The organism is Pseudomonas sp. MYb541 (assembly GCF_037479595.1).
Classification (GTDB): Bacteria; Pseudomonadota; Gammaproteobacteria; order Pseudomonadales; family Pseudomonadaceae; genus Aquipseudomonas; species Aquipseudomonas canadensis.
Genome location: NZ_JBBGYS010000013.1, coordinates 85,030 through 105,994, shown reverse-complemented (window position 1 = coordinate 105,994; position 20,965 = coordinate 85,030). Strand labels below are relative to the sequence as shown.

General features: G+C 60.0%; 21 protein-coding genes. 8 read left to right on the top strand and 13 right to left on the bottom strand.

Annotation, left to right across the window (positions count from 1 at the left end; all coding sequences use genetic code 11):
- Positions 1-22: 22 nt before the first annotated feature.
- A complete protein-coding gene (locus WH299_RS10555; RefSeq protein ID WP_339496624.1) occupies positions 23-1,336 on the top strand; it encodes an ATP-binding protein in 1,314 nt (437 codons plus the stop codon).
- Positions 1,337-1,384: 48 nt separating this feature from the next.
- On the opposite strand, the gene rimK is transcribed toward WH299_RS10555, so the two are convergent.
- From rimK to rimA, 3 genes are read right to left on the bottom strand one after another with little or no spacing between them, the layout of a single operon-like run.
- The gene (rimK, locus tag WH299_RS10550; protein WP_010214091.1) at positions 1,385-2,290 is read right to left on the bottom strand and encodes a 30S ribosomal protein S6--L-glutamate ligase; all 906 of its coding nucleotides are present in this window, start codon (positions 2,288-2,290) and stop codon (positions 1,385-1,387) included.
- Positions 2,287-2,769 carry a retropepsin-like aspartic endopeptidase RimB gene (rimB, locus tag WH299_RS10545; RefSeq protein WP_016979043.1) on the bottom strand — a complete coding sequence of 161 codons (483 nt, stop codon included), beginning with the start codon at positions 2,767-2,769 and terminating at the stop codon, positions 2,287-2,289. Before rimB ends, rimK begins: the two co-directional genes overlap by 4 nt.
- Positions 2,770-2,782: 13 nt before the next feature.
- A complete protein-coding gene (gene rimA / locus WH299_RS10540; protein WP_339550235.1) occupies positions 2,783-3,562 on the bottom strand; it encodes a S6 modification regulatory phosphodiesterase RimA in 780 nt (259 codons plus the stop codon).
- Between the two features lie 116 nt (positions 3,563-3,678).
- Between rimA and WH299_RS10535 the strand changes: the two genes are divergently transcribed.
- Positions 3,679-4,086, top strand: coding sequence for an RNA-binding S4 domain-containing protein (locus WH299_RS10535; RefSeq protein WP_339550234.1), 408 nt, complete (start codon positions 3,679-3,681; stop codon positions 4,084-4,086).
- Positions 4,087-4,202: 116 nt separating this feature from the next.
- Here the strand turns inward: WH299_RS10535 and WH299_RS10530 are convergent, their stop codons facing one another.
- Positions 4,203-5,006, bottom strand: coding sequence for a phosphatase PAP2 family protein (locus WH299_RS10530; protein ID WP_122730324.1), 804 nt, complete (start codon positions 5,004-5,006; stop codon positions 4,203-4,205).
- A 104-nt stretch (positions 5,007-5,110) separates the two neighbouring features.
- On the opposite strand from WH299_RS10530, the gene hslO reads away from it, so the two are divergent.
- Entirely contained in the window at positions 5,111-6,013 is a 903-nt protein-coding gene (hslO, locus tag WH299_RS10525; RefSeq protein ID WP_016979046.1) for an Hsp33 family molecular chaperone HslO, read from the top strand.
- A 179-nt stretch (positions 6,014-6,192) separates the two neighbouring features.
- Positions 6,193-7,734 carry a phosphoenolpyruvate carboxykinase gene (locus WH299_RS10520; protein WP_016979047.1) on the top strand — a complete coding sequence of 514 codons (1,542 nt, stop codon included), beginning with the start codon at positions 6,193-6,195 and terminating at the stop codon, positions 7,732-7,734.
- Positions 7,735-7,791: 57 nt separating this feature from the next.
- Here WH299_RS10520 and WH299_RS10515 read toward each other — a convergent pair whose 3' ends face one another.
- From WH299_RS10515 to WH299_RS10500, 4 genes are all read right to left on the bottom strand, one after another.
- A complete protein-coding gene (locus tag WH299_RS10515) occupies positions 7,792-8,655 on the bottom strand; it encodes a DMT family transporter (RefSeq protein ID WP_339550232.1) in 864 nt (287 codons plus the stop codon).
- A 97-nt stretch (positions 8,656-8,752) separates the two neighbouring features.
- The gene (locus WH299_RS10510) at positions 8,753-9,109 is read right to left on the bottom strand and encodes a DUF1493 family protein (RefSeq protein WP_122730733.1); all 357 of its coding nucleotides are present in this window, start codon (positions 9,107-9,109) and stop codon (positions 8,753-8,755) included.
- A gap of 542 nt (positions 9,110-9,651) precedes the next feature.
- A complete protein-coding gene (locus WH299_RS10505; protein ID WP_339550231.1) occupies positions 9,652-10,251 on the bottom strand; it encodes a putative adenosine monophosphate-protein transferase Fic in 600 nt (199 codons plus the stop codon).
- Entirely contained in the window at positions 10,251-10,421 is a 171-nt protein-coding gene (locus WH299_RS10500; protein ID WP_016979054.1) for a YhfG family protein, read from the bottom strand. The genes WH299_RS10505 and WH299_RS10500 overlap by 1 nt, the downstream gene beginning before the upstream one ends.
- A gap of 175 nt (positions 10,422-10,596) precedes the next feature.
- On the opposite strand from WH299_RS10500, the gene WH299_RS10495 reads away from it, so the two are divergent.
- Entirely contained in the window at positions 10,597-11,772 is a 1,176-nt protein-coding gene (locus WH299_RS10495) for a tetratricopeptide repeat protein (protein ID WP_028615311.1), read from the top strand.
- Positions 11,773-11,835: 63 nt separating this feature from the next.
- On the opposite strand, the gene WH299_RS10490 is transcribed toward WH299_RS10495, so the two are convergent.
- Positions 11,836-12,846 carry a S8 family peptidase gene (locus WH299_RS10490; protein ID WP_445262704.1) on the bottom strand — a complete coding sequence of 337 codons (1,011 nt, stop codon included), beginning with the start codon at positions 12,844-12,846 and terminating at the stop codon, positions 11,836-11,838.
- 203 nt (positions 12,847-13,049) lie between these two features.
- Between WH299_RS10490 and WH299_RS10485 the strand changes: the two genes are divergently transcribed.
- Both WH299_RS10485 and WH299_RS10480 read left to right on the top strand, forming a co-directional pair.
- Positions 13,050-14,987: a RecQ family ATP-dependent DNA helicase gene (locus tag WH299_RS10485; RefSeq protein WP_339550229.1), complete on the top strand. Its 1,938-nt coding sequence runs from the start codon at positions 13,050-13,052 to the stop codon at positions 14,985-14,987.
- Positions 14,988-15,009: 22 nt separating this feature from the next.
- Positions 15,010-15,441 carry an acyl-CoA thioesterase gene (locus WH299_RS10480; RefSeq protein WP_028615313.1) on the top strand — a complete coding sequence of 144 codons (432 nt, stop codon included), beginning with the start codon at positions 15,010-15,012 and terminating at the stop codon, positions 15,439-15,441.
- Between the two features lie 25 nt (positions 15,442-15,466).
- On the opposite strand, the gene WH299_RS10475 is transcribed toward WH299_RS10480, so the two are convergent.
- The 4 genes from WH299_RS10475 to WH299_RS10460 all read right to left on the bottom strand — a co-directional run bounded on the left by WH299_RS10475 (position 15,467) and on the right by WH299_RS10460 (position 20,318).
- On the bottom strand, positions 15,467-15,946 hold the full coding sequence (locus WH299_RS10475; protein WP_028615314.1) for a glycine zipper domain-containing protein: 480 nt from the start codon (positions 15,944-15,946) through the stop codon (positions 15,467-15,469).
- 202 nt (positions 15,947-16,148) lie between these two features.
- Positions 16,149-18,497 carry an FdhF/YdeP family oxidoreductase gene (locus WH299_RS10470; RefSeq protein ID WP_028615315.1) on the bottom strand — a complete coding sequence of 783 codons (2,349 nt, stop codon included), beginning with the start codon at positions 18,495-18,497 and terminating at the stop codon, positions 16,149-16,151.
- Complete coding sequence (gene fdhD / locus WH299_RS10465; RefSeq protein WP_339550228.1) at positions 18,494-19,333, bottom strand: formate dehydrogenase accessory sulfurtransferase FdhD; 840 nt, start codon at positions 19,331-19,333, stop codon at positions 18,494-18,496. Before fdhD ends, WH299_RS10470 begins: the two co-directional genes overlap by 4 nt.
- Before the next feature lie 97 nt (positions 19,334-19,430).
- Positions 19,431-20,318, bottom strand: a complete 888-nt coding sequence (locus WH299_RS10460) for a LysR family transcriptional regulator (RefSeq protein WP_323623247.1) — start codon at positions 20,316-20,318, stop codon at positions 19,431-19,433.
- A gap of 132 nt (positions 20,319-20,450) precedes the next feature.
- Here WH299_RS10460 and lysM point away from each other — a divergent pair, with 132 nt between their 5' ends.
- Complete coding sequence (gene lysM / locus WH299_RS10455) at positions 20,451-20,891, top strand: peptidoglycan-binding protein LysM (RefSeq protein WP_122730335.1); 441 nt, start codon at positions 20,451-20,453, stop codon at positions 20,889-20,891.
- Positions 20,892-20,965 lie beyond the last annotated feature (74 nt).

The following is a 20,965-nucleotide window of genomic DNA, read 5'->3' as shown; positions in this document are numbered from 1 at the left end:
GCAAGGTATCTAGCAGTCTTCTATGAAAACCCCGCTGTGGTTCCCCCAAAGTTTCTTCTCCCGCACCCTTTGGCTGGTGCTGATCGTCGTTCTGTTTTCCAAGGCACTCACGCTGGTTTATCTGTTGATGAACGAGGACGTGCTGGTGGACCGGCAATACAGCCACGGTGTCGCCCTGACGCTGCGCGCCTATTGGGCGGCAGACCCAGAGAACCGCGAGAAGATCGCCAAGGCCGCGACCCTGGTGCGCGTCGCCGGTGCAGGTGTGCCGGAGGGCGAGCAGCATTGGCCCTACAGTGAGATCTACCAGCGCCAGATGCAGGCCGAACTGGGTGAAGACACTGAGGTGCGGCTGCGCATGCACGTGTCGCCTGCGTTGTGGGTGCGTGCGCCAAGCCTGGGCGAGGATTGGCTGAAAGTGCCGCTGTACCCGCATCCGCTGCGGGGGCAGAAGATCTGGAACGTGTTGGGCTGGTTCCTGGCGATCGGTTTGCTTTCAACGGCGTCGGCGTGGATTTTCGTGCGCCAGCTTAATCAGCCTCTAAAACGCCTTGTGTTTGCCGCCCGTCAATTGGGCCAGGGGCGCAGCGTTCGCCTGCCGGTCAGCGACACGCCCAGTGAGATGACCGAGGTGTACGGCGCGTTCAACCAGATGGCTGAAGACGTCGAACAGGCCGGCCGCGAGCGCGAGCTGATGCTGGCGGGGGTGTCCCACGACTTGCGTACCCCGTTGACGCGACTGCGTTTGTCGCTGGAGTTGATGGGCAACCGTACCGACCTCACTGACGACATGGTCCGCGACATCGAAGACATGGACGCGATTCTCGACCAGTTCCTGGCGTTTATCCGCGATGGCCGCGATGAAGTGGTGGAAGAAGTCGACCTGACCGACCTGGTGCGAGAGGTGGTGGCGCCCTATAACCAGAACGGTGAACAGGTGCGCATGCGCCTGGAGCCGATCCAGCCGTTTGCGTTGCGTCGGGTATCGATGAAGCGCCTGTTGAACAACCTGATCGGCAACGCCCTGCACCACGCCGGTTCCGATGTGGAAGTGGCGGCGTATGTGTCTGGCGACAGCGCTGCGCCGTATGTGGTGCTGAGCGTGATGGACCGTGGCGCGGGCATCGACCCGGATGAGCTGGAAGGCATCTTCAACCCCTTTACCCGTGGCGACCGTGCCCGAGGTGGCAAGGGGACAGGCCTGGGGTTGGCGATTGTGCGGCGTATAGCCTCGATGCATGGGGGCAACGTTGAGCTACGCAACCGCGAAGAAGGTGGCCTGGAGGCGCGCGTGCGTTTGCCGCTTGGGCTGATGTTGCCCCGCGACGCGGTCTGACCTTGTGTAGGAGCCGGCAAGCCGGCTCCTTCAGGTATTACGGTGGTGTCAGCCCTTGCCCTTGGTCCTGGTCATATTCGGCCCACCATTCTTCTCCAGATGCTGAATGATGATCCCCGCCACGTCCTTGCCCGTGGTGGTTTCAATGCCTTCCAAGCCCGGTGACGAATTCACCTCCATCACCAGCGGCCCGTGATTGGAGCGCAGGATATCCACACCCGCCACACTCAACCCCATCACCTTGGCGGCCCGCAGTGCGGTCATGCGTTCTTCCGGGGTGATCTTGATCAGGCTGGCGCTGCCGCCACGGTGCAGGTTGGAGCGGAACTCCCCTGGCTTCGCCTGGCGCTTCATCGCTGCAATCACCTTGTCGCCCACCACGAAGCAGCGGATATCCGCGCCGCCGGCTTCCTTGATGTATTCCTGCACCATGATGTTCTGCTTGAGGCCCATGAACGCCTCGATCACGGATTCGGCCGCTGTCGCGGTTTCACACAGCACCACGCCGATACCTTGGGTGCCTTCCAGCACCTTGATCACCAGCGGTGCGCCGTTGACCATGTCGATCAGGTCGGGGATGTCGTCGGGAGAGTGGGCAAAGCCCGTCACTGGCAGGCCGATACCCCGGCGCGACAGCAACTGCAGCGAGCGCAACTTGTCCCGTGAACGGGCAATGGCGACCGACTCATTGAGGGGGAACACCCCCATCATTTCAAACTGGCGCAACACTGCGCAGCCATAGAACGTCACCGAAGCGCCGATGCGTGGGATCACCGCATCAAACCCCTCCAGCGGCTTGCCCCGGTAGTGGATCTGCGGCTTGTGGCTGGCAATGTTCATATAGGCCCGCAACGTGTCGATCACCACCATTTCGTGGCCACGTTCGGTGCCGGCCTCAACCAGGCGGCGGGTGGAATACAGACGCGGGTTTCGCGACAGCACAGCAATCTTCATGCAGCACCTGGGACAGAAAGAGTAGAGACCGGAAACACCGGCTTGTCTTGAACGTACTTGATGCCGGGGTTGACCACCAGTTGGCCGTCAATCAAGGCTTTGGAACCCAGCAACAGCCGGTAACGCATGGCTTTGCGGCAGGCCAGGGTGAACTCCACCCGCCATACCCGATCACCCAGCGCCAGGGTGGTGCTGATGACATAGCGCACCTGCGCATGCCCGTTGGAGCTCTTGATGGTTTTCATCGTCACCAGGGGCGCTTCGCAGCGGCGGTGACGCAGTTGCACAACGCTGCCCAGGTGCGCGGTAAAACGCACCCACTTCTCACCGTCGCGCTCAAACGGCTCGATATCGGTAGCGTGCAGGCTTGAGGTGCTGGCACCGGTGTCGATCTTTGCGCGCAGGCCTGCCACTCCCAAGTCGGGAAGTGCCACCCACTCACGCAGACCCACAACGGTCAAATGGTCAAATGTCTTCAATATGGGTAACCGATCAATTCGCCCAGGCCTGAGGGGAAACCTCGGCCAGGGCCTTGAATGCAGGCTTGGCGAACCAATAGCCCTGCATCAGAAAAATTCCGCAGTCGGACAGGAAGTCACGCTCGCCGGCACTTTCGATGCCTTCGGCGATGACAGTAACCCCCAACTGCTCACAGATTGTGACAATCCCCTGAACGATGACCTGACGAACACGATCCTGATCGACATCGCGAATCAGCGCCATGTCGAGTTTGATCAAGTCAGGTTGGAAATCGGCCAGCAGGTTCAGCCCCGAATAGCCCGCGCCGAAATCGTCGATGGCGGTCTTGAAGCCGAATTCGCGGTATTCACGCAGAATATTCGTCAAATGGCGATAGTTATCTACGTGCTCGCTTTCGAGGGTCTCGAAAATCAGCTGGTTCAACGGAAAATTATGCGCGCGAGCCGCCTCCAGGGTGCTACGGATGCACAGTTCCGGACGGTACACGGCGTTGGGCATGAAGTTGATCGAAAGGTGGGTTTGCATGCCAAGGGCCGCTGCCCCGGCAATTGCCTGGGTTCGACAGCGTTGGTCGAAGCGGTAGCGGTTGCTTTCGTTGACCTGGTCGAGCACCGACAGAGCCCCTTCGCCGTAGGGGCCACGCACCAGGGCCTCGTGGGCAAAGATCGAATGATCCCGCAGGTCTACGATAGGCTGGTAAGCGAATGCAAAATCGAACCCGAGGGGCTCGCTTTGCTGGCAACCCACGCAGCGCTGGTTGGGCGAGGTGAGTGAAAGGGGGAATTCGGTCACAGCATATCCTCGCGAAAACAGGGTGCTACCTGGCGTATCTTAGGTGAGCCTTGGGGTTTATGCGTCGAAGGGTTTCAACGGTAAAGTTGCGACATTTTTCAGAGCGAGGAATTCAAGTGGCTCAAAAGCAGGAAGAGGAAGAAAAGGTCCGTCTGGACAAGTGGCTATGGGCGGCGCGTTTCTATAAAACCCGTGCCCTGGCGAAGGCCGCTATCGAGAGCGGCAAGGTGCATCATCGTGGCGAACGCTGCAAGCCGGGCAAGGAACCGCGTGTCGGCGACGAGTTCCAGATTCGTGTTGGATTTGATGAAAAGACGGTCGTGGTTCAGGCGCTTTCCATCGTGCGCCGTGGTGCGCCTGAAGCACAGGCGTTGTACACAGAGACCGAGGCCAGTATCGCCAAGCGCGAAAACGCGGCGGCCATGCGCAAGGCGGGCGCCACCGGTATGACCACCGATGGCAAGCCGAGCAAGAAACAGCGCCGCGATCTGTTCAAGTTTCGCGACAGCGGCAATGACGACTAGCCTGAGTCGAATGGGCCTTTATGGTGAGCGGGCTTGCCCCGCGCTGGAGTGCGCAGCGCTCCCGCTTTTTTGAGGCCGCTCCGCAGCCTAGCGCGAGCAAGCTCGCTCACCACAAATTATTGCGCAGTTCTAACGACGCTCATTCGCCCGACGATTGGTAGGCGTGCAGCCAGCCCGAACACCGGCGCCGTGAGCCGCAGCAACCCAGCCGACACCTTCGCTGCGAACGGCGTGTAATACCCCCACCCCAGCGCCAACAGCGCCAACAACACACCGCCGATGTAGTCGTCCTGCCCCCAATGCGCACCGGCCACCAGGCGCGGCATCATGAACAGCAGCGCCAGGCCCCAGATCACGAGCAACTGGCCGATGCGCTTGGCGAACACCGTCATGAACATCCCCCAGATCAACAGCACCGATGCGTGATCCCCTGGAAAACTCTGGCTCGAGCGATCCTTCAATTCCCAGGTCTTCTCCAGCCCCGGGAAGTAGTCGCTCATCTGGATCGCTCCGCTGATCACCATCGATGGGCTGCTGTGTTGCCAGCCCATGTGCGCCGCGAATTTGGAAAACAGCATGCGGATAAACAGCAACAGCAGCAGAATGCCGACAAAACCGAACAGTGCCTGGCGCACCTGCACGGCCTTGAACACCCAGTCGCCGCGAATCAACAGCGCCAGCAGGATGACCCCGACCACCGCATCGAACGGCCGCAGACTGGCTACCGCCCATACGTGCAGCCAGGTCGAGTTGCTGGCCAGCGGGTCATTGAGCAGATGAAACAGCCACTCGTCGAAAAGCACACACAGCATCTGGCCCGTGGGCCACAGCCAGAAACACAGCAGCCCGATAGCCAGTAGATTGCAGAAGGCCCATCGCCCGAGGTTCCACTTGGCTTGGAACAAACCCGGATTGTTCATAAACTGTCCCTCACGGCTCTAGAAAACCGCACCAAAACGGTGCTAAAGCGTTTAATTCTATAAACCTTGTAATCAATTTGTCATCAATTCAGATACCCAGACCTATGACTGATCTACCGGATACCGACTTCACCCAACGCTTCATCTTTGACGAGAGCGACGCCCGCGGCGAGCTGGTCTCGTTGGAGCGCAGCTATGCCGAAGTCCTTGCCAAGCACCCCTATCCGGAGCCGGTCGCGCAACTGCTCGGGGAGCTGATGGCGGCGGCGGCGCTCCTGGTGGGCACCATGAAATTCGACGGGTTGTTGATCCTGCAGGCACGCTCCGAAGGGCCGGTGCCGATGCTGATGATCGAATGCTCCAGCGAGCGCGAAATCCGTGGTTTGGCCCGTTATGAAGCCGACCAGATTGCCCCGGACGCCACGTTGTCCGACCTGATGGCCAACGGCGTGCTGGCGATCACCGTCGATCCGACTGAGGGCCAGCGCTACCAAGGTATCGTCGACCTGGACGGCGAAACCCTGTCGGACTGCTTCACCAACTATTTTGTGATGTCCCAGCAGGTCGGCACCAAGTTCTGGCTCAACGCCGACGGCAAACGCGCACGCGGGATGCTGTTGCAGCAATTGCCACCAGATCGCATCAAGGACGAAGACGAGCGCACCGACAGCTGGCGCAAGCTGACGGCGCTGGCCGGCACCCTCACCGCTGAAGAGCAACTGGGCCTGGACAACGAAACCATCCTGCATCGCCTGTACCACGAAGAAGCCGTGCGACTGTTTGACGCACAAGGCCTGCACTTCAATTGCAGCTGCTCGCGCGAGCGTTCGGCCAATGCCTTGGTCAGCCTCGGCCTGGAAGATGCGCAAAACCTGGTGGTGGAGCACGGCGGCCATATCGAGATCGACTGCCAGTTCTGCAACGAGCGCTACCTGTTCGACGCGGCTGATGTTGCCCAATTGTTCGCCGGCGCAGGTATCGACACCCCTTCCGACACCCGCCACTAAAACGTTTAAGCACAGGTAAATCACCTGACAAACGCCGGATTAGCGCAGTTCTGACGGGAGGGCCCTACTCTTTTTGGGCTTTTCTGGCATAATCCGGCCCACTTTTTTCGCGGTAGTAGTGCGCAACTTTCTACTACAAAACGTTTGGAGCACTCGGCCATAGGCCGACGGGGAACCTCATGACGCAAGCCAACAACGCCGTATACACCGATCTGAGTGTTGACGATCTGGTTAAAGAAGCCCTGCAGCGTGGTGAAGGCGTGCTCGCCGATACTGGCGCGCTGGTCGTCGAAACCGGTCACCGTACTGGCCGTTCGCCGGTCGACCGTTTCATCGTTGAAGAGCCTTCCACCCAGGCTTCCATCGCCTGGGGCCCGATCAACCGCAAGTTCCCTGCCGACAAGTTCGATGCCCTGTGGGCTCGCGTCGAGGCATTCAACAACGCGCAAGAGCATTTCGTTTCCCACGTCCACGTAGGGGCGGCTGAAGACCACTACCTGGCCGTGAAAATGACCACCCAGACTGCCTGGCAGAACCTGTTCGGTCGTTGCCTGTTCATCAACCCGGCCCAGTACAACCCGGCCGGTCGTGAAGAATGGCAAGTGCTCAACGTGGCCAACTTCGAGTGCGTGCCAGAACGTGATGGCACCAACTCCGACGGTTGCGTGATCCTCAACTTCGCCCAGAAGAAAGTGCTGATCGCCGGCATGCGTTACGCCGGTGAGATGAAGAAAGCCATGTTCTCGGTGCAGAACTTCCTGCTGCCGGCTTCCGACGTGCTGCCGATGCACTGCGCTGCCAACATCGGCGAAGCAGGCGACGTGACCCTGTTCTTCGGTCTGTCGGGCACCGGTAAAACCACCCTGTCCGCCGACGAAAGCCGTTACCTGATCGGTGACGACGAACACGGCTGGGGTGAAGGCGTGGTGTTCAACATCGAAGGCGGTTGCTATGCCAAGTGCATCGACCTGTCCGAGAAGAACGAGCCGGTCATCTGGAAAGCCATCAAGCACGGCGCCGTGCTGGAAAACGTGGTGATCGACGAGGCCAAGCACGCCGACTACACCAACGTCAGCCTGACCCAGAACAGCCGCGCCGCCTACCCGCTGGAGCACGTTGCCAAGCGTTCCGAGAAGAACCTGGGCGGCGAGCCAAACGCGGTGATCTTCCTGACCTGCGACCTGACCGGCGTACTGCCGCCTGTGTCGATCCTCAGCGAAGAACAAGCGGCCTACCACTTCCTGTCCGGTTACACCGCACTGGTGGGCTCGACCGAAATGGGTTCAGGGGGCGGCATCAAGTCGACCTTCTCCACCTGCTTCGGCGCACCGTTCTTCCCGCGCCCGGCTGGCGAATACGCTGAGCTGCTGATCAAGCGCATCCGCGGCTTCGGCTCCAAGGTCTACCTGGTCAACACCGGCTGGACCGGCGGCGGCTACGGCGTCGGCAACCGCTTCAACATCCCGACCACTCGCGGCGTGATCGCAGCGATCCAGAGCGGCGCGTTGATCGGTGCAGAAACCGAACACCTCGACACGATCAACCTCGACGTGCCACTGGCCGTACCGGGCGTTGAAACCGGCCTGTTGAACCCACGTAACACCTGGGCTGACAAGGCTGCCTACGACGAAGCGGCGAAGGCACTGGCGGGTCTGTTCATCGAGAACTTCAAGAAGTTTGAAGTGAGCGATGCGATCAAGGCTGCGGGTCCTAAGTTGTAAGATTCGAGCGTTGTGAAAAAGCCGCCTCTTGCAGGCGGCTTTTTTGTGCGCGAACGCTTAGTCGGCGATGTGCAGAACCACCGCGCCGACCAGTACCAGCACGACGCCCACTACCTGCACCACCGACAACCGCTCCTTGAAAAACACAAACCCCAAAATCGCCGCAATACCGCCTGACAACGTACTGATCACCGTCACCACCGACACCGACCCCGCCATCGCCCCCCAGGAAAACGCCGAGAACCCACCCAGGTTCATCAAGCTCGCACCGGTCAGCGCCGCGCAGTTTTTCAGCGGTGGGATTTTCAGGCCGTCCTTGATTTTCAGCACCATCACCACCAATACGCACAGCCCCACCAGGTAACCGAGCCAGAGCATGGTGATCGGGCCCAGCGCGGGCAGTGTGTAGCGGCCTTGCAGCCAGAAACTGGTGCCATACAGCAAGGCGGCGAGCATGGCGTAGGCGATGGACCGGCGTGGATTGTTGTGGGGGACGCCGTTGTCCTTATGGATGCTGGAGAGGATCACGCCGATCACGCACACGGCGATGCAGCCCAGCTGCGTCAGGCTGATGTGCTCGCCGCTGGCCCAGGACAGCAGTGTGGTCACCACGCCGTAGGACGTCACCAGCGGCGCGACGATGGCGGCTTTGCCAAGGGCGAAGGCCTTGGACAGCGCAAGGGCGCCGGAGACGGTGAGCAGGGCGGCGGCGACGCCCAGGAGCCAGACGCTCAGCGGGGCGTCGAGGGATTTGAACAGCAAGCTTGGGAGGATGACCAACAGCAGGGTCATGATCAGGAAGCCGAGGGCTTGGCCAAAATACACCGCGCGTTTAACGCCCACGGCTCGGGCGTTGAGGCCCACGAGAAAATCCGTACCACCCCAGAGCAGGGCGGCCAGCAGGCCCATCATTACGTCCATGTAAGGTCCTTCTCGAAGGTTCAATTTCCTGTAGGAGCCCGGCTCGCCGGCGATGAGGCCCTCAGGACCGCCATCGCCGGCAATCCGGCTCCTACAGTTAGCTCAGGTTTTCCAGTGTCTGCGTGTCCCAGTTGTGGGTCTTGATGGCCAGGTAGAGCATGCCCAGGGTCAGCGGCACTTTTTCGCCGCGGCCCTTGGCGCGGCGTTTGAGAAACACATCGAACGTCGGCGGATTGAAGTAACGATAAGTGTCGAAGTCGCCCAGGTCGAGCGCAAATTCCTGCTCCAGTGCTTCCATCAGTTGCTTGGCCTCACTGCCGTCGCAGCCGAGGTCGAAGTTGATAGAGGTTTGCAGGCGGATCGTCTTGTGTCTTGGCAGGCCGATTTCCTCGTGCAGCAGTTGCAGGAGTTGCTGCATGACGGGGTCTTCGGGGAAGTTGGGGGCGAGGTTCATGGTGGGGGCACGCAGGAGTGGGTGATTGGCTTTTACTTTGCAATAGATATTCTGGGTGCTCAACAACCCGATGCCTGTCACAAAGACAACTATCGGCAAACTTTCAAGCTGTGCCCCTCTGATCCATGAGGTGGCATAGAACAGAAGTACTGGGCCGGTTACCAAGAGGCAGAGTCCAACCCATCTTCTGAGTACTGGCAACTTTATTATCCTGTCGATTATGGTGGCCAGTGCGAGGAGGAGGAGCAGATAGATCCACTGGGTGTATTCGCTCATCGTCTTGGCCACTCCGGAGCTGTAGATCCATGGCCGATATGTTGAGTCCTTTCGATGTTCAAAGGTGTTTGCCGGGATCTGTTGAAAGGGTGCTAGTTTCGGTCAGAGAAAGGTGGGTTTTGTAGAGGGGCGGGCAGGAGTTTCAAGTAGTTTCGGAAGGGGATGTCGAGGCGTATGGAGGTTTCTTACAGGGCTTTCCGGGATTTGCGGCTTCCAGTGACTTAACAGCAAAACAGGTGAGTGGTGTGGGTCGAGCTGGCGTGTGATCAGTTGCCGACAGGCCGACTCACACACCGCGCAAAAATCGCCTCCAGCCCCCGGTAATCACACGCCACTGCATCAATATTTGCCGGTATCCACGCCGCGTGTTTCACCAGCCACCAATTCACCGAAAACCCGGCGTTGACAATGATCTGCTCGAACAAGATCCGTTGCGCCCGGCCGTTGCCTTCGCGGAAGGGGTGGATGACGTTGAGGTCGCCGTAGGCCTCGGCAATCTGCGTGATCAGCTCAGCCTGACTCACACCGACATACCAGTTGGACGCTTGCATACGCCGGATGATCTTTGCCGCTTCCGGCGGGATGCGTTCCGGGGTGCAGAACAGGGTGTCGCCTTTCTGGATATTGACGCTGCGCAATTCGCCAGCCCAGTCGTAGAGGTCGCTGAACAGGGTGCGGTGGATGTGTTGCAAGCAGTCGAGGTCGTAGGGTGGCGGGAAGAGGGGGAGGTTGCCTACGGCGATTTCAGATAATTCCCGCTCGGCCTGGTGCAAGCGGGCTTCGTCGTGCAAATCGAGGCGGTTGCGCAGCACGCTGCTACCGGGATAGCAGTACGGATCCTGGCCCACCCCGTATTTGTCGAGCATCAGCGTGGGGTGTTGCGGTACTTGGCGAGGACGGCTTCGCGGGTCGGCAGAGGTTTGTCGACGTCGGCGGGCTGGGTGTCGAACCCTTCCAGGCGCAGGCTGGCCAGGTAATTGGAACGGCGGATCTTGTGGTAGTGATCCTGTTTTTGCTCAAACGTCGGTTCGCTCATGGCAGCGTACTCCTGGGTAGCAAGGCTTGATTGTAGCGCAATGCTTCAGTGGGTAGGCGTGATAAAAACCACGTCACATTTTGTACAAAAATTCCGCCAGCGGCCGGATTTCAGCGTATGTTTCACCGCAAAATCTTGTAGGGCGATTCCGTCCACTACTTAAAGGGAGTTAAGCATGGGTTTGCTGCGTGTCGCCTCGGCGATGTCTTTGTGTGCGGTGGCGTTTTCGGTCCAGGCCGAGCAATTGCCGATTGAAGTGCTCAGTGCGGTGGTCAAGGACCAGAAAATCGCCGACGCCGAAGTGCTGCTGCAGCGCAACGGCGCACAAAACGTGGTGGGCCGCACCAACGCCCAGGGCCAGGTCACGCTGACCAGCGAAGCTGCCGACGACGCCACCAGCCTGTTGATTATCAAGAAACCCGGCTACTCCAACCTGGTGGTGAAGTGCCCGTGCAAAGGCATGACCTACGCCATCAGCCCCGTCATGGAAAACCTCGACGGGCTGCGCGTGGTGCTGACCTGGGGCAAGACTCCGGAAGACCTCGACTCCCACATGATCTTCCCTGGCAACAACATCTACTTCGAGAACAAGACCGGCACCGACGCCGAACTGGATGTGGACGACGTCGACAGTTACGGCCCGGAAACCATCACTCTGCAGAAAAAGCACTACGGCGAAAGCTACGTGTATGCCGTGCATGACTTCACCAACGGCGGCAATCCAAGCTCGCGCCAACTGTCCAACAGCGAAGCCAAGGTGTTCGTGTACATGGGCCAATCCCTGGTACGCACCTACTACGTGCCGAAAAACCGCAGCGGTAACCTGTGGACCGTGTTCCGCATGACTGGCAGCGGCGACTTCCAGGACATCAACACCTTCAGCGGCGTGACTGTGAATGCCGCGAATGTGCTGAACGAAGTCAAACCGCTGCTGGATGACAGCGTGGCCGTGACCGCTGTTGCGGTCAGCTCTTCCGCACAAACCGATGCGAAACGTCTGAACGTCCAAGGTGAAGCGGCCTACCAGGCGGGTAACCTCGACCAGGCCATCGACCTGTTCCGTCAGGCGATCGAGTTGGACAATGGTTTCGGCAAGGCCTACGGCAACCTGGGCTTGGCGTATCAGAAGGCTGGCAACACGGCCGAGTCGATCTGGGCCAATCGCAAGGCCATCGCCCTGGCAACCGGTGCGAATGCTGCGACGGTGCGTGCTGGCGCCTATTACAACATTGCGCGGATCTATGAAGCGGCGGGGCAGTTTGCCGATGCGTTGCGTCACTACCAGTTGGCCAAGGAGCAAAAGGCCAACCCGGTGTACGACACGGCGATTGAGCGGGTGCAGAACCGCTGATCGATAGCCAACACGTTTACCGACAACGCGCCCCAGTGGCGCGTTGTTTGTTTGGGGGGATAGCTACAGTCGCGAGGCTGCGTCGAGGTCCATCAATCCCCGTCCATAGGCTTCGCTGTTGGCATAGATTCCGGTTCGATTCGCCGTACTGAGCAGGCGCTCACGCACTTGTTGCGGTGTCATTTCGGGAAAGCGACTCTGCAATGCCGCCAAGGCGCCACTGACCAACGCAGCGGCCGGCGATGTGCCGGCGGTGGGTCCGTAGCTGCCATCCTTGTTGGTGGTCAACAACCCAGCACCACCATCGCCTCCTGGCACCGCGATGCACCAGCGTGCCGCGAGGCCGCAATAATTGGATTTGAGATTGATGGCCGTGCCGTCGTTCTTGAGGGCCATGACGGCTATCCAGCCTTTCTCCAGTTCCGGCACAAGCGCGGGCAGGCCGGGTTCTGCGAGCGGCTCACGCTTGACCTCGTTACCCGTTGAGAAAACGAATACGGCCCCTTCCGCCACCCGTTTTTTTGCCACGCCCAACGAGTCACCCATCAGGCGCTCGTAGATGGGAACCTCGTTGGTGTTGGCTTCAATGGGGTTCGCCCATGAGTTACTGAAAATGCGTGCCCCTTTGGTATAGGCGAGCTCCCAGGCCTGGGCGATTTCACTGTCGAAGTAGAACGGCTCCTTGTCATCACCAAAGCGCATGGGGATCAACTGGGCGTTGAAGGCGATGCCGTGGATGCCCTGGTCATTCTTGTTGGCGGCGAGAATACCGGCCATCTGGGTGCCGTGGCCCTTTATGTCGAGGGTGCCTGGCTGTTGTGTCACAAAGTCATAGCCCGGATCGGCCACGCGCCCATGAAACTCAGGTAGTGCCTGGTTGAGCCCTGAGTCGATCAGCGCGACTTTAACGCCCTGGCCGGTGCCGCCCCGCGCGTAGAGGGAGGACGCTTTCACAATGGGCAGGGCTTTTTGCTCGAAGTATTCGGGCGTTTCAAAACGCTGTGTGTCCAGTTCGGTAGGCATTGGGGCGGGGGCGGCGACACAGCCAAGCAGCAACAGCGGCAGCGTGAACATGGCGAGGTGTTGCGGTGAAAACAGTGCGCTTCGAGACATCCACGACTCCTTGTCGGGGGTAGGTGATCTGGCGTGTTACTGTCTGCGTTTTTGCGCGGGCTTGCTGGTTTTCTCTGTATCAGTTTGTAGCGTTTATCCCCGACCTTTTCTTGATCCCTGATCTATGTTTTTGATTCCTTCAGCGGTCAACGGAGTGACAGCCTATGCACGACACCCTCCAGCAGGTTTTTGGTTATCCACAGTTTCGTCTGGGCCAGGAAGAGACAGTCAGTACCGTACTGGCCGGCCGTTCGGCAGCGGCTATTTTCCCAACGGGTTCGGGCAAGTCCCTGTGCTACCAATTGTCGGCGGTGTTGCTGCCGCACCTGACGCTGGTGGTGTCGCCGCTGTTGGCGCTGATGCAGGACCAGTTGGGTTTCCTGCAGCGCCACGGCATTTCGGCGGGCAGTATCGATTCGGCCCAGAGCCGCGAGGACGCCAATGAGGTGATGGCCCGCGCGCGTTCGGGCGAGTTGAAGATCCTGATGATTTCCGTTGAGCGCCTGAAGAACGAGCGCTTTCGTAACTTCCTGCAAGGCGTGCGGATCTCGCTGTTGGTGGTGGACGAGGCGCACTGTATTTCCGAGTGGGGCCACAACTTCCGTCCGGACTATTTGAAGCTGCCGGACTACCAGCGTCAGTTCAATATCCCACAAGCGCTGCTGTTGACGGCTACAGCGACGCCCAAGGTGATTGCCGACATGCAGGCCAAGTTCGCCATTGCGCCGGACGATGTGGTCACCACGGGCTTCTACCGGCCCAATCTCAACCTGTTGGTGGAGCCGGTCAGCGGCGCGGACAAGCGTCGTCGGTTGGTGCAGTGGATGAGCGAGCGTGCCGATCAGCCGAGTATCGTCTACGTCACCCTGCAGAAAACCGCCGAGCAGATTGCCGATCATTTGAACCGCAACGGCATCCAGGCCGAGGCGTATCACGCCGGTTTGCCTCACGATAAACGCGACGGTATCCAGCAGCGTTTCATGGGCGGGCGCTCCAATTGCATCGTCGCGACCATCGCGTTTGGCATGGGCATCGACAAAAGTGATATCCGCAATGTGGTGCACTTCGACCTGCCCAAGTCCATCGAGAACTACAGCCAGGAAATCGGCCGCGCGGGGCGTGATGGGCAACCGTCCGATTGCTTGGTGTTGGCCAACCGCGACAGCCTCAATGTGCTGGAAAACTTCGTGTACGGCGATACGCCGGAGCAGGAGGGCATTCGGCGGGTGCTTGAAGAGTTGCAGGTCGCGCGAGGCGATGGGCAGTGGGAGTTTTTGCTCAGGTCCTTGTCGGACCACAGCAACATCCGCGAGCTGCCGTTGAAGACGCTACTGGTGCAGTTGGAGCTCAAGGGCGTGATTGCGCCGCGCTATGCGTTTTATGCAGAGTACCGTTTCAAGTACCTGATCGAACCTGAGGCTTTGCTCGCGCGCTTCTCTGGTGAGCGGCAGCAGTTCGTCGCGGCGATCATCCAGGTGTGCAAGCGGGCCAAGACCTGGGCGACGGTGGATTTTGACGCGCTTTATCAACAGCACAATGCCGAACGCAGCAGGGTGGTCAAGGCGCTGGATTACTTCCAGGAGCAAGGCCTAATCGAGCTTGAGAGCAAGCAGATGACGGAGGTCTATAGCTTGCTTGATACCGCGTTTGACCCTGATGTATTGAGCAAAGAGTTATACACAGGCTTCAAGCAGCATGAGGTGGGCGAAGTCGCACGGATTCACGCCATGCTCGATCTGTTCGCCACCGAACACTGCCTGGGTCAACGCCTGGCGCAGTATTTCGGCGATGAGAACGCGCCCCAGCGCTGTGGGCACTGCTCGGTGTGCCACGGCAACGTGGCGCACCTTCCACCGCCGCCAGGTTTGCCGCCGCTTGTGGATAAAAACTTCATGGGGCTTTGCGGTGATTTTATCCACAGGCATCATGAACACACCGGCCACTTGCCGGGAGCGGAACGCCTGACGCGTTTCCTCGGCGGCATCAGTGTGCCGTTATTCACCAAGTTGAAGGCGCGGGGCATTCCGGGCTTTGCTGCGTTGGAAGATTATCCGTACGCCGAGGTACGCGAGTGGGCCCAGGCCCATTTGAATGACCTGTAACTCACTTTAACGAGATGACCCGATGCCTGACTCAGTGCCTCAACGCAGCGATTACCCGCACTTCCAACCGATCATCACGCGCTGGCACGACAATGATGTGTATGGCCATGTGAACAACGTGACCTACTACAGCTTTTTCGACACGGCGGTGAATACCTACCTGATCGAGCAAGGTGGGCTGGATATTCATGACGGTGAAGTGGTGGGGTTTGTGGTGAGTTCGGCGTGTGATTATTTTGCGTCGATCGCCTTTCCCGAGCGCATCGAAATCGGCCTGCGGGTGGGCAAGCTGGGCAACAGTTCAGTGCAGTACGAATTGGCGGTGTTCAAGGCAGGCGAAGAAGAAGCGTGTGCGGCGGGGCGCTTTGTGCATGTGTTTGTGGATCGGGGTTCGAACCAGCCGATGACGATTCCGGGGATGTTGCGCGAGGCGTTGCAGCGGTTGGTGGTGTAGGCGCGAACGCCTACACCCTCAGGCCTTAGCGGTGACGGTAGTGATGCTTGTTCTTGCGATGGCCATAGGCATGCCCGCGGCCAGGGTGATCATCGCGGTCATAACGACGGTTATCACGCCCACGGGAGCGACGATCATCGTCATCGCTCTTGTTGCCCATGTAGTTGCCCAGCGCGCCACCTGCACCGCCGCCGGCCGCTGAGCCGATCAGAGCACCGGTGCTGCCGCCGACACTGCGGCCCACTACGTTGCCGCCGGCCGCGCCCAAGGCGCCACCAATGGCCGCTTCGCCACGGCTGCGTTTGTCCGCACCCACCGCACTGCCGCCTGCGCCGCCCAGGGCTGCGCCGATGGTCGAGCCGGTGTTGCCGCCGATCGACTGGCCGACTACCGAACCTAAAACCCCGCCCAATGCGCCGCCCACACCGGCTTCGGTGGTGCCACCGGCCATGGCTGCGCCACTGACCAGGCCAAGGGACAACAAGAGAATCGAGGAGAACTTCATTAGGGGAAACCTCAAGAGGATGACGGCGCGATCCTGAGGCTGTATCGGGAGGGTGACAACAGAAATCCGACCAGTAACACGAGTTGTACACAATTCGCTAAGTTACTGTTTTTGCTGGGGAACTTAAGTCGTTTTTGTGAGTCTTTAACTACTTCGGAAAGGCCGCTTTTATGCAAAAGCGGCCTTTTTTGTGCCCGAAGGTTTATGCAGAGCGCGCCATGATCAGGCCATTGTCACTTGCCGCTTCCAACCGAATTGCCACGAACTTCGACGTCGGCGTATGGCTGCCATCCCCGGTGCTTTCCAGCGGCACCAGCGGGTTCACTTCCGGGTAATAGGCCGCAGCCTGCCCGGCCGGAATATCAAACGCCAGCAGGGTAAAGCCCTTCACGCGGCGCTCGCGGCCGTCTTCCCACAGCGACACGATGTCGGCTTTCTGCCCCGGCTTGAAGCCCAGGCGGATGATGTCGGCCTCGTTGACGAACAGCACGTCACGCTGGCCCTTGACCCCACGGTAGCGGTCATCCAGGCCATAGATGGTGGTGTTGTACTGATCGTGGGAACGCATCGATTGCATGATCAGGTCCGGCACCTTGCCCGTCGCGTGGGTGCGCTCGTGGATCAGGTCCTTGGGCAGGATGTTCGGACGGAAGTTGGCGCGCCCCGACGGGGTGTTCCAGCGGCGTGCGCCGGCGGAGTTGCCCAGGTAGAAACCACCCGGATTCTTGATCTTCTCATTGAAGTCCTTGAAACCCGGGATGGTATCGGCAATCAGGTCGCGGATGCGGCCGTAATCGGCCACCAGCCAGTTCCAATCCACAGGCTTACTGCCCAGGGTGGCGGCAGCGATACCGGCCAGAATCGCAGGCTCTGACTTCATCAGCTTCGACAGCGGCTGCAACTGGCCGTTGGAGCCGTGGACCATGCTGAACGAGTCTTCCACCGTCACCGCTTGCGGGCCGTCGGCCTGGATGTCGATGTCGGTACGGCCCAGGCACGGCAGGATCAGCGCGTCTTTGCCGTGCATCAGGTGGCTGCGGTTGAGCTTGGTGCTGATCTGCACGGTCAGGTCGCAATTGCGCAGGGCTTCGAAGGTGCGCGGGCTGTCCGGCGTGGCTTGGGCGAAGTTGCCACCCAGGCCGATAAACACTTTGGAGCGGCCTTCAAGCATGGCGTGAATCGCTTCGACCACGTTGTGGCCGTTGACGCGCGGCACCTGGAACTGGAAGCGACGTTCCAGGGAGTCGAGGAACGCCACGGGCGGACGTTCGTTGATGCCCATGGTGCGGTCGCCCTGCACGTTGCTGTGGCCACGCACTGGGCACAAGCCGGCGCCTGGGCGGCCGATGTTGCCGCGCAGCAGCATCAGGTTGGCGATTTCCTGGATGGTCGGCACCGAATGGCGGTGCTGGGTGATGCCCATCGCCCAGCACATGATCACGTTCTTGCCTTTGGCGTACATGCGCGCCGCTTGCTCGATCTCGACCAGGGTGAGGCCGGACTGTTCGACGATTTCATCCCAGGAGGTGTCGTCGATCTTGCCCAGGTACTCCAGCACGTTGGCCGTGTGTTCGTTGAGGAAGTCGTGGTCGAACACGGCTTCTTTGCCTTCGGCCTGGGCCTGGCGCTCCCACAGCAGCAGGAACTTGGCCATGCCGCGCAGGATGGCCATGTCGCCACCCAATGCAGGGCGGAAGTAGGCGGTGTTGGTCGGTTTGTCACCGTTGGTGAGCATTTCCAGTGGATGTTGCGGATGCTGGAAGCGTTCCAGGCCGCGCTCTTTCAGCGGGTTGATGCACACCACCTGAGCGCCGCGTTTGACCGCCTCGCGCAGCGGTTCGAGCATGCGTGGGTGGTTGGTGCCGGGGTTCTGGCCCCAGACGAAGATCGCATCGGCATGCTCAAAGTCATCAAAGGTCACGGTGCCTTTGCCGACGCCCACGCTTTGCGCCAGGGCAACGCCGCTGGCTTCGTGACACATGTTCGAACAGTCGGGAAAGTTGTTGGTGCCGTAGGCGCGCACGAACAGCTGATACAGGTACGCCGCTTCGTTGCTGGCGCGGCCCGAGGTGTAGAACTCGGCCATGTCCGGGCTCGGCAGGGCGTTGAGGTGCTTGCCGACCAGGTCGAAGGCCGCTTCCCAACTGATGGGCTGGTAGCGGTCGGTTTCGGCGTCATAGCGCATCGGCTCGGTCAGGCGGCCCTGGTATTCCAGCCAGTAGTCACTTTGCTCCAGCAGGGCAGTCACGCTGTGTTTGGCGAAGAACGCCGCGTCGACGCGGCGCTTGGTGGCTTCCCAGTTCACCGCCTTGGCGCCGTTTTCGCAGAACTTGACCATGCCGCTTTCCGGGGAATCACCCCAGGCGCAGCCAGGGCAATCGAAGCCGCCGTTCTGGTTGGTCTTGAGCATCATGCGCAGGTTTTTCAGCGCGTTGTCGCTGGTCAGCCAGGCCTGCGCCACGCTGATCAGTGCGCCCCAGCCGCCGGCCGGGCCCTTGTAGGGCTTGTAGCGCGGGGTTGGGGTTTGGTCGGCTTGGTGGTGCTGGCTCATGGCTGATTCTCCATCGCAGGACTGTAGACCCGCGGCGCACTTTTCTGCGGCAGGTGGATGAGATTGAGGTTATGCCGGCGGGCCCATTGCAGGGCCAGGCCGGTGGGTGAAGACAGGCTGATCAGGGTCTGGATGCCCGCGCGCAGGACTTTCTGGATCAACTCCAGGCTGCAACGGCTGGTGACAATCGCCAGGCCGCCTTCGGTCGGAATCTTTTGGCGGATCAAGGCGCCGATCAATTTATCCAGGGCGTTGTGCCGGCCGATGTCTTCCCGGCCGAGCAACAACTCGCCCTGGCCGTTCATGAACACCGCTGCATGCACGGCGCCGCTGTATTGGCCCAGGGGTTGAAAGGCGCTGATGCGTTGGCGCAGGCCATCCAGCCATTCGGCGGGCGGCAAGGGTGCGCCGGGCAATACCTGGAGGTCTGGGAGGGCCTGTTCAACGGCTTCCACGCCACACAAGCCACAGCCGCTGGTGCCGGCCAACTGGCGGCGCTGCTGCTTGAGGTTCCAGAAGGCGCGGCTGGAGATTTGCACCTGAGCGTATTGGGTCGAGCCCGAACCGCTGAGTTTCAGGTCATAAATATCGCTTACGTCGGCGATAATGCCGCTACCGATACTGAAACCGACTATAAAGTCTTCCAGGTCCGTTGGCGTCACGAGCATCACCGCTTGGCTGATGTCGTTGTAGGCAATCGCCAACGCCACTTCTTCTGCCAAGGCGGTGGTGGCGGATTCCGTGTGTTCGAGATTGCAATACTGGTAGCTCTGGCTGGCGGCGGGCGCTGGCGTTTCGAGAGCGGGCGCCGCGCAGACTGGGCGCTTGGCGTTCATGGGGCAGTACCACCGGCGGATTGATCAGTGTTTAGACTAGGCGCGACAAAGCGTCGCGTCTAATTGCCAGTACTGATCTACCGATAGATGACGTCGATCAAGGTTGGTTTTGCGATTTCTGATACAGCGCGAAACACGCCTCGGCCAGTGCGGAGCGCGGGGCGCTGCGCCGCATGATCAGCCCCAGGCGCGCGAGGGTGTGGGCGTCTTCGATCGGCTGCAGCCGCAGGTGCTCGGTGAGTGCGTCCAGGCCGCCATCTAGTGGCATGACCGCGCAACACAATCCACCGTGCACGGCTTGTAACAATTGATGGACGGCGTCGGTCTGCAGCAGCGGTTGCGGGTTGAGCCCACGGCTGTGGAAGTTGTGGTCGATGGACTGGCGAAAGTGCATGCCGCTGGTGAGCATGCCCAGCGGCAACTCGATCAGCGCCTCCCAGCTCAACGGCGTATCACCGAAGCTGAAGAAGCGCTGGTCGTAGAGCAGGCCCATACGGGTTTCGCCCAAGGCCAGAGAGTCGAAGCGCTCATTGTCCAGGCGTTCGAGGTAGGACACGCCCAGGTCCAGCCGGTTACTCGCCAGTTGTTCAAGAATCTGCTCCGAGCTGAGGGCCGACAGCTCGAAGCGCAGGCTTGGGTGTTCCTTATGCAGTTGCTGCATCAATGCCAAAGGATCAAAGCTCGACAGCGGCACCACGCCCAGGCGCAACGTACCCACCAGGTTGCCGCGACAGGCTGCCGCCTCGGCCTGCAAGCCGTCATAGGCGGCCAGCACTGTGCGTGCCCATGCCAATACGCGCTCGCCCGGTGCGGTAAAGCTTTCAAAGCGCTGGCCGCGATTGACCAACGGTAGGTCAAGCTCTTCTTCAAGGTTACGCAAGCGCATCGACAGCGTCGGTTGGGTGATGTGGCAACGCGCCGCCGCCTGGCCGAAGTGACGGGTTTCGTCGAGGGCGATGAGGAATTTCAGCTGTTTGATGTCCATCTTCGCTCCAGGGCTTATTCCAATGGCGGGGGGATTCTAGCGCGTTTGGGTCTTTGGTCGGGCTGGAACCCAAATCTGTAGGACTGGTCTAGTCTTGGGCATCTGGAAATCAAATCCCAAGGAGAGCGCACTATGAGTATTTTTAGCTTTGTAAAGGAAGCGGGCGAGAAGTTGATTGACCTGCTGACTCCGGGTAACGCCAACGCGAGTGAGGACCTGAAAAAACATATTGAGAAAGTCGGCCTGGGCAACCCCGACGTTCACGCCACCGTCGAGGGCGACAAGGTCACGCTTACCGGGACAGTTGCCAGTCAGGAAGAGAAAGAAAAAGTCCTTCTTGCGGTAGGTAATATCGTCGGTGTGGCCAGTGTTGATGACCAGATCACCGTACCCGGCCCGGCCGTGGCTGCCGCCCGTTTCGTCGAGGTGAAAAAGGGCGACACCCTGAGCGCGATCTCCCTGGCGGTGTATGGCAATGCCAACCAGTACAACAAAATCTTCGAGGCCAACAAGCCGCTGTTGTCGCACCCGGACAAGATTTACCCAGGGCAGATCTTGCGTATTCCTGAGTAAAACGCAGGACGAAATGTGGGAGGGGGCTTGCCCCCGATGGCGGTGTGTCAGTCACTGAATGTGTCTCTGATCCA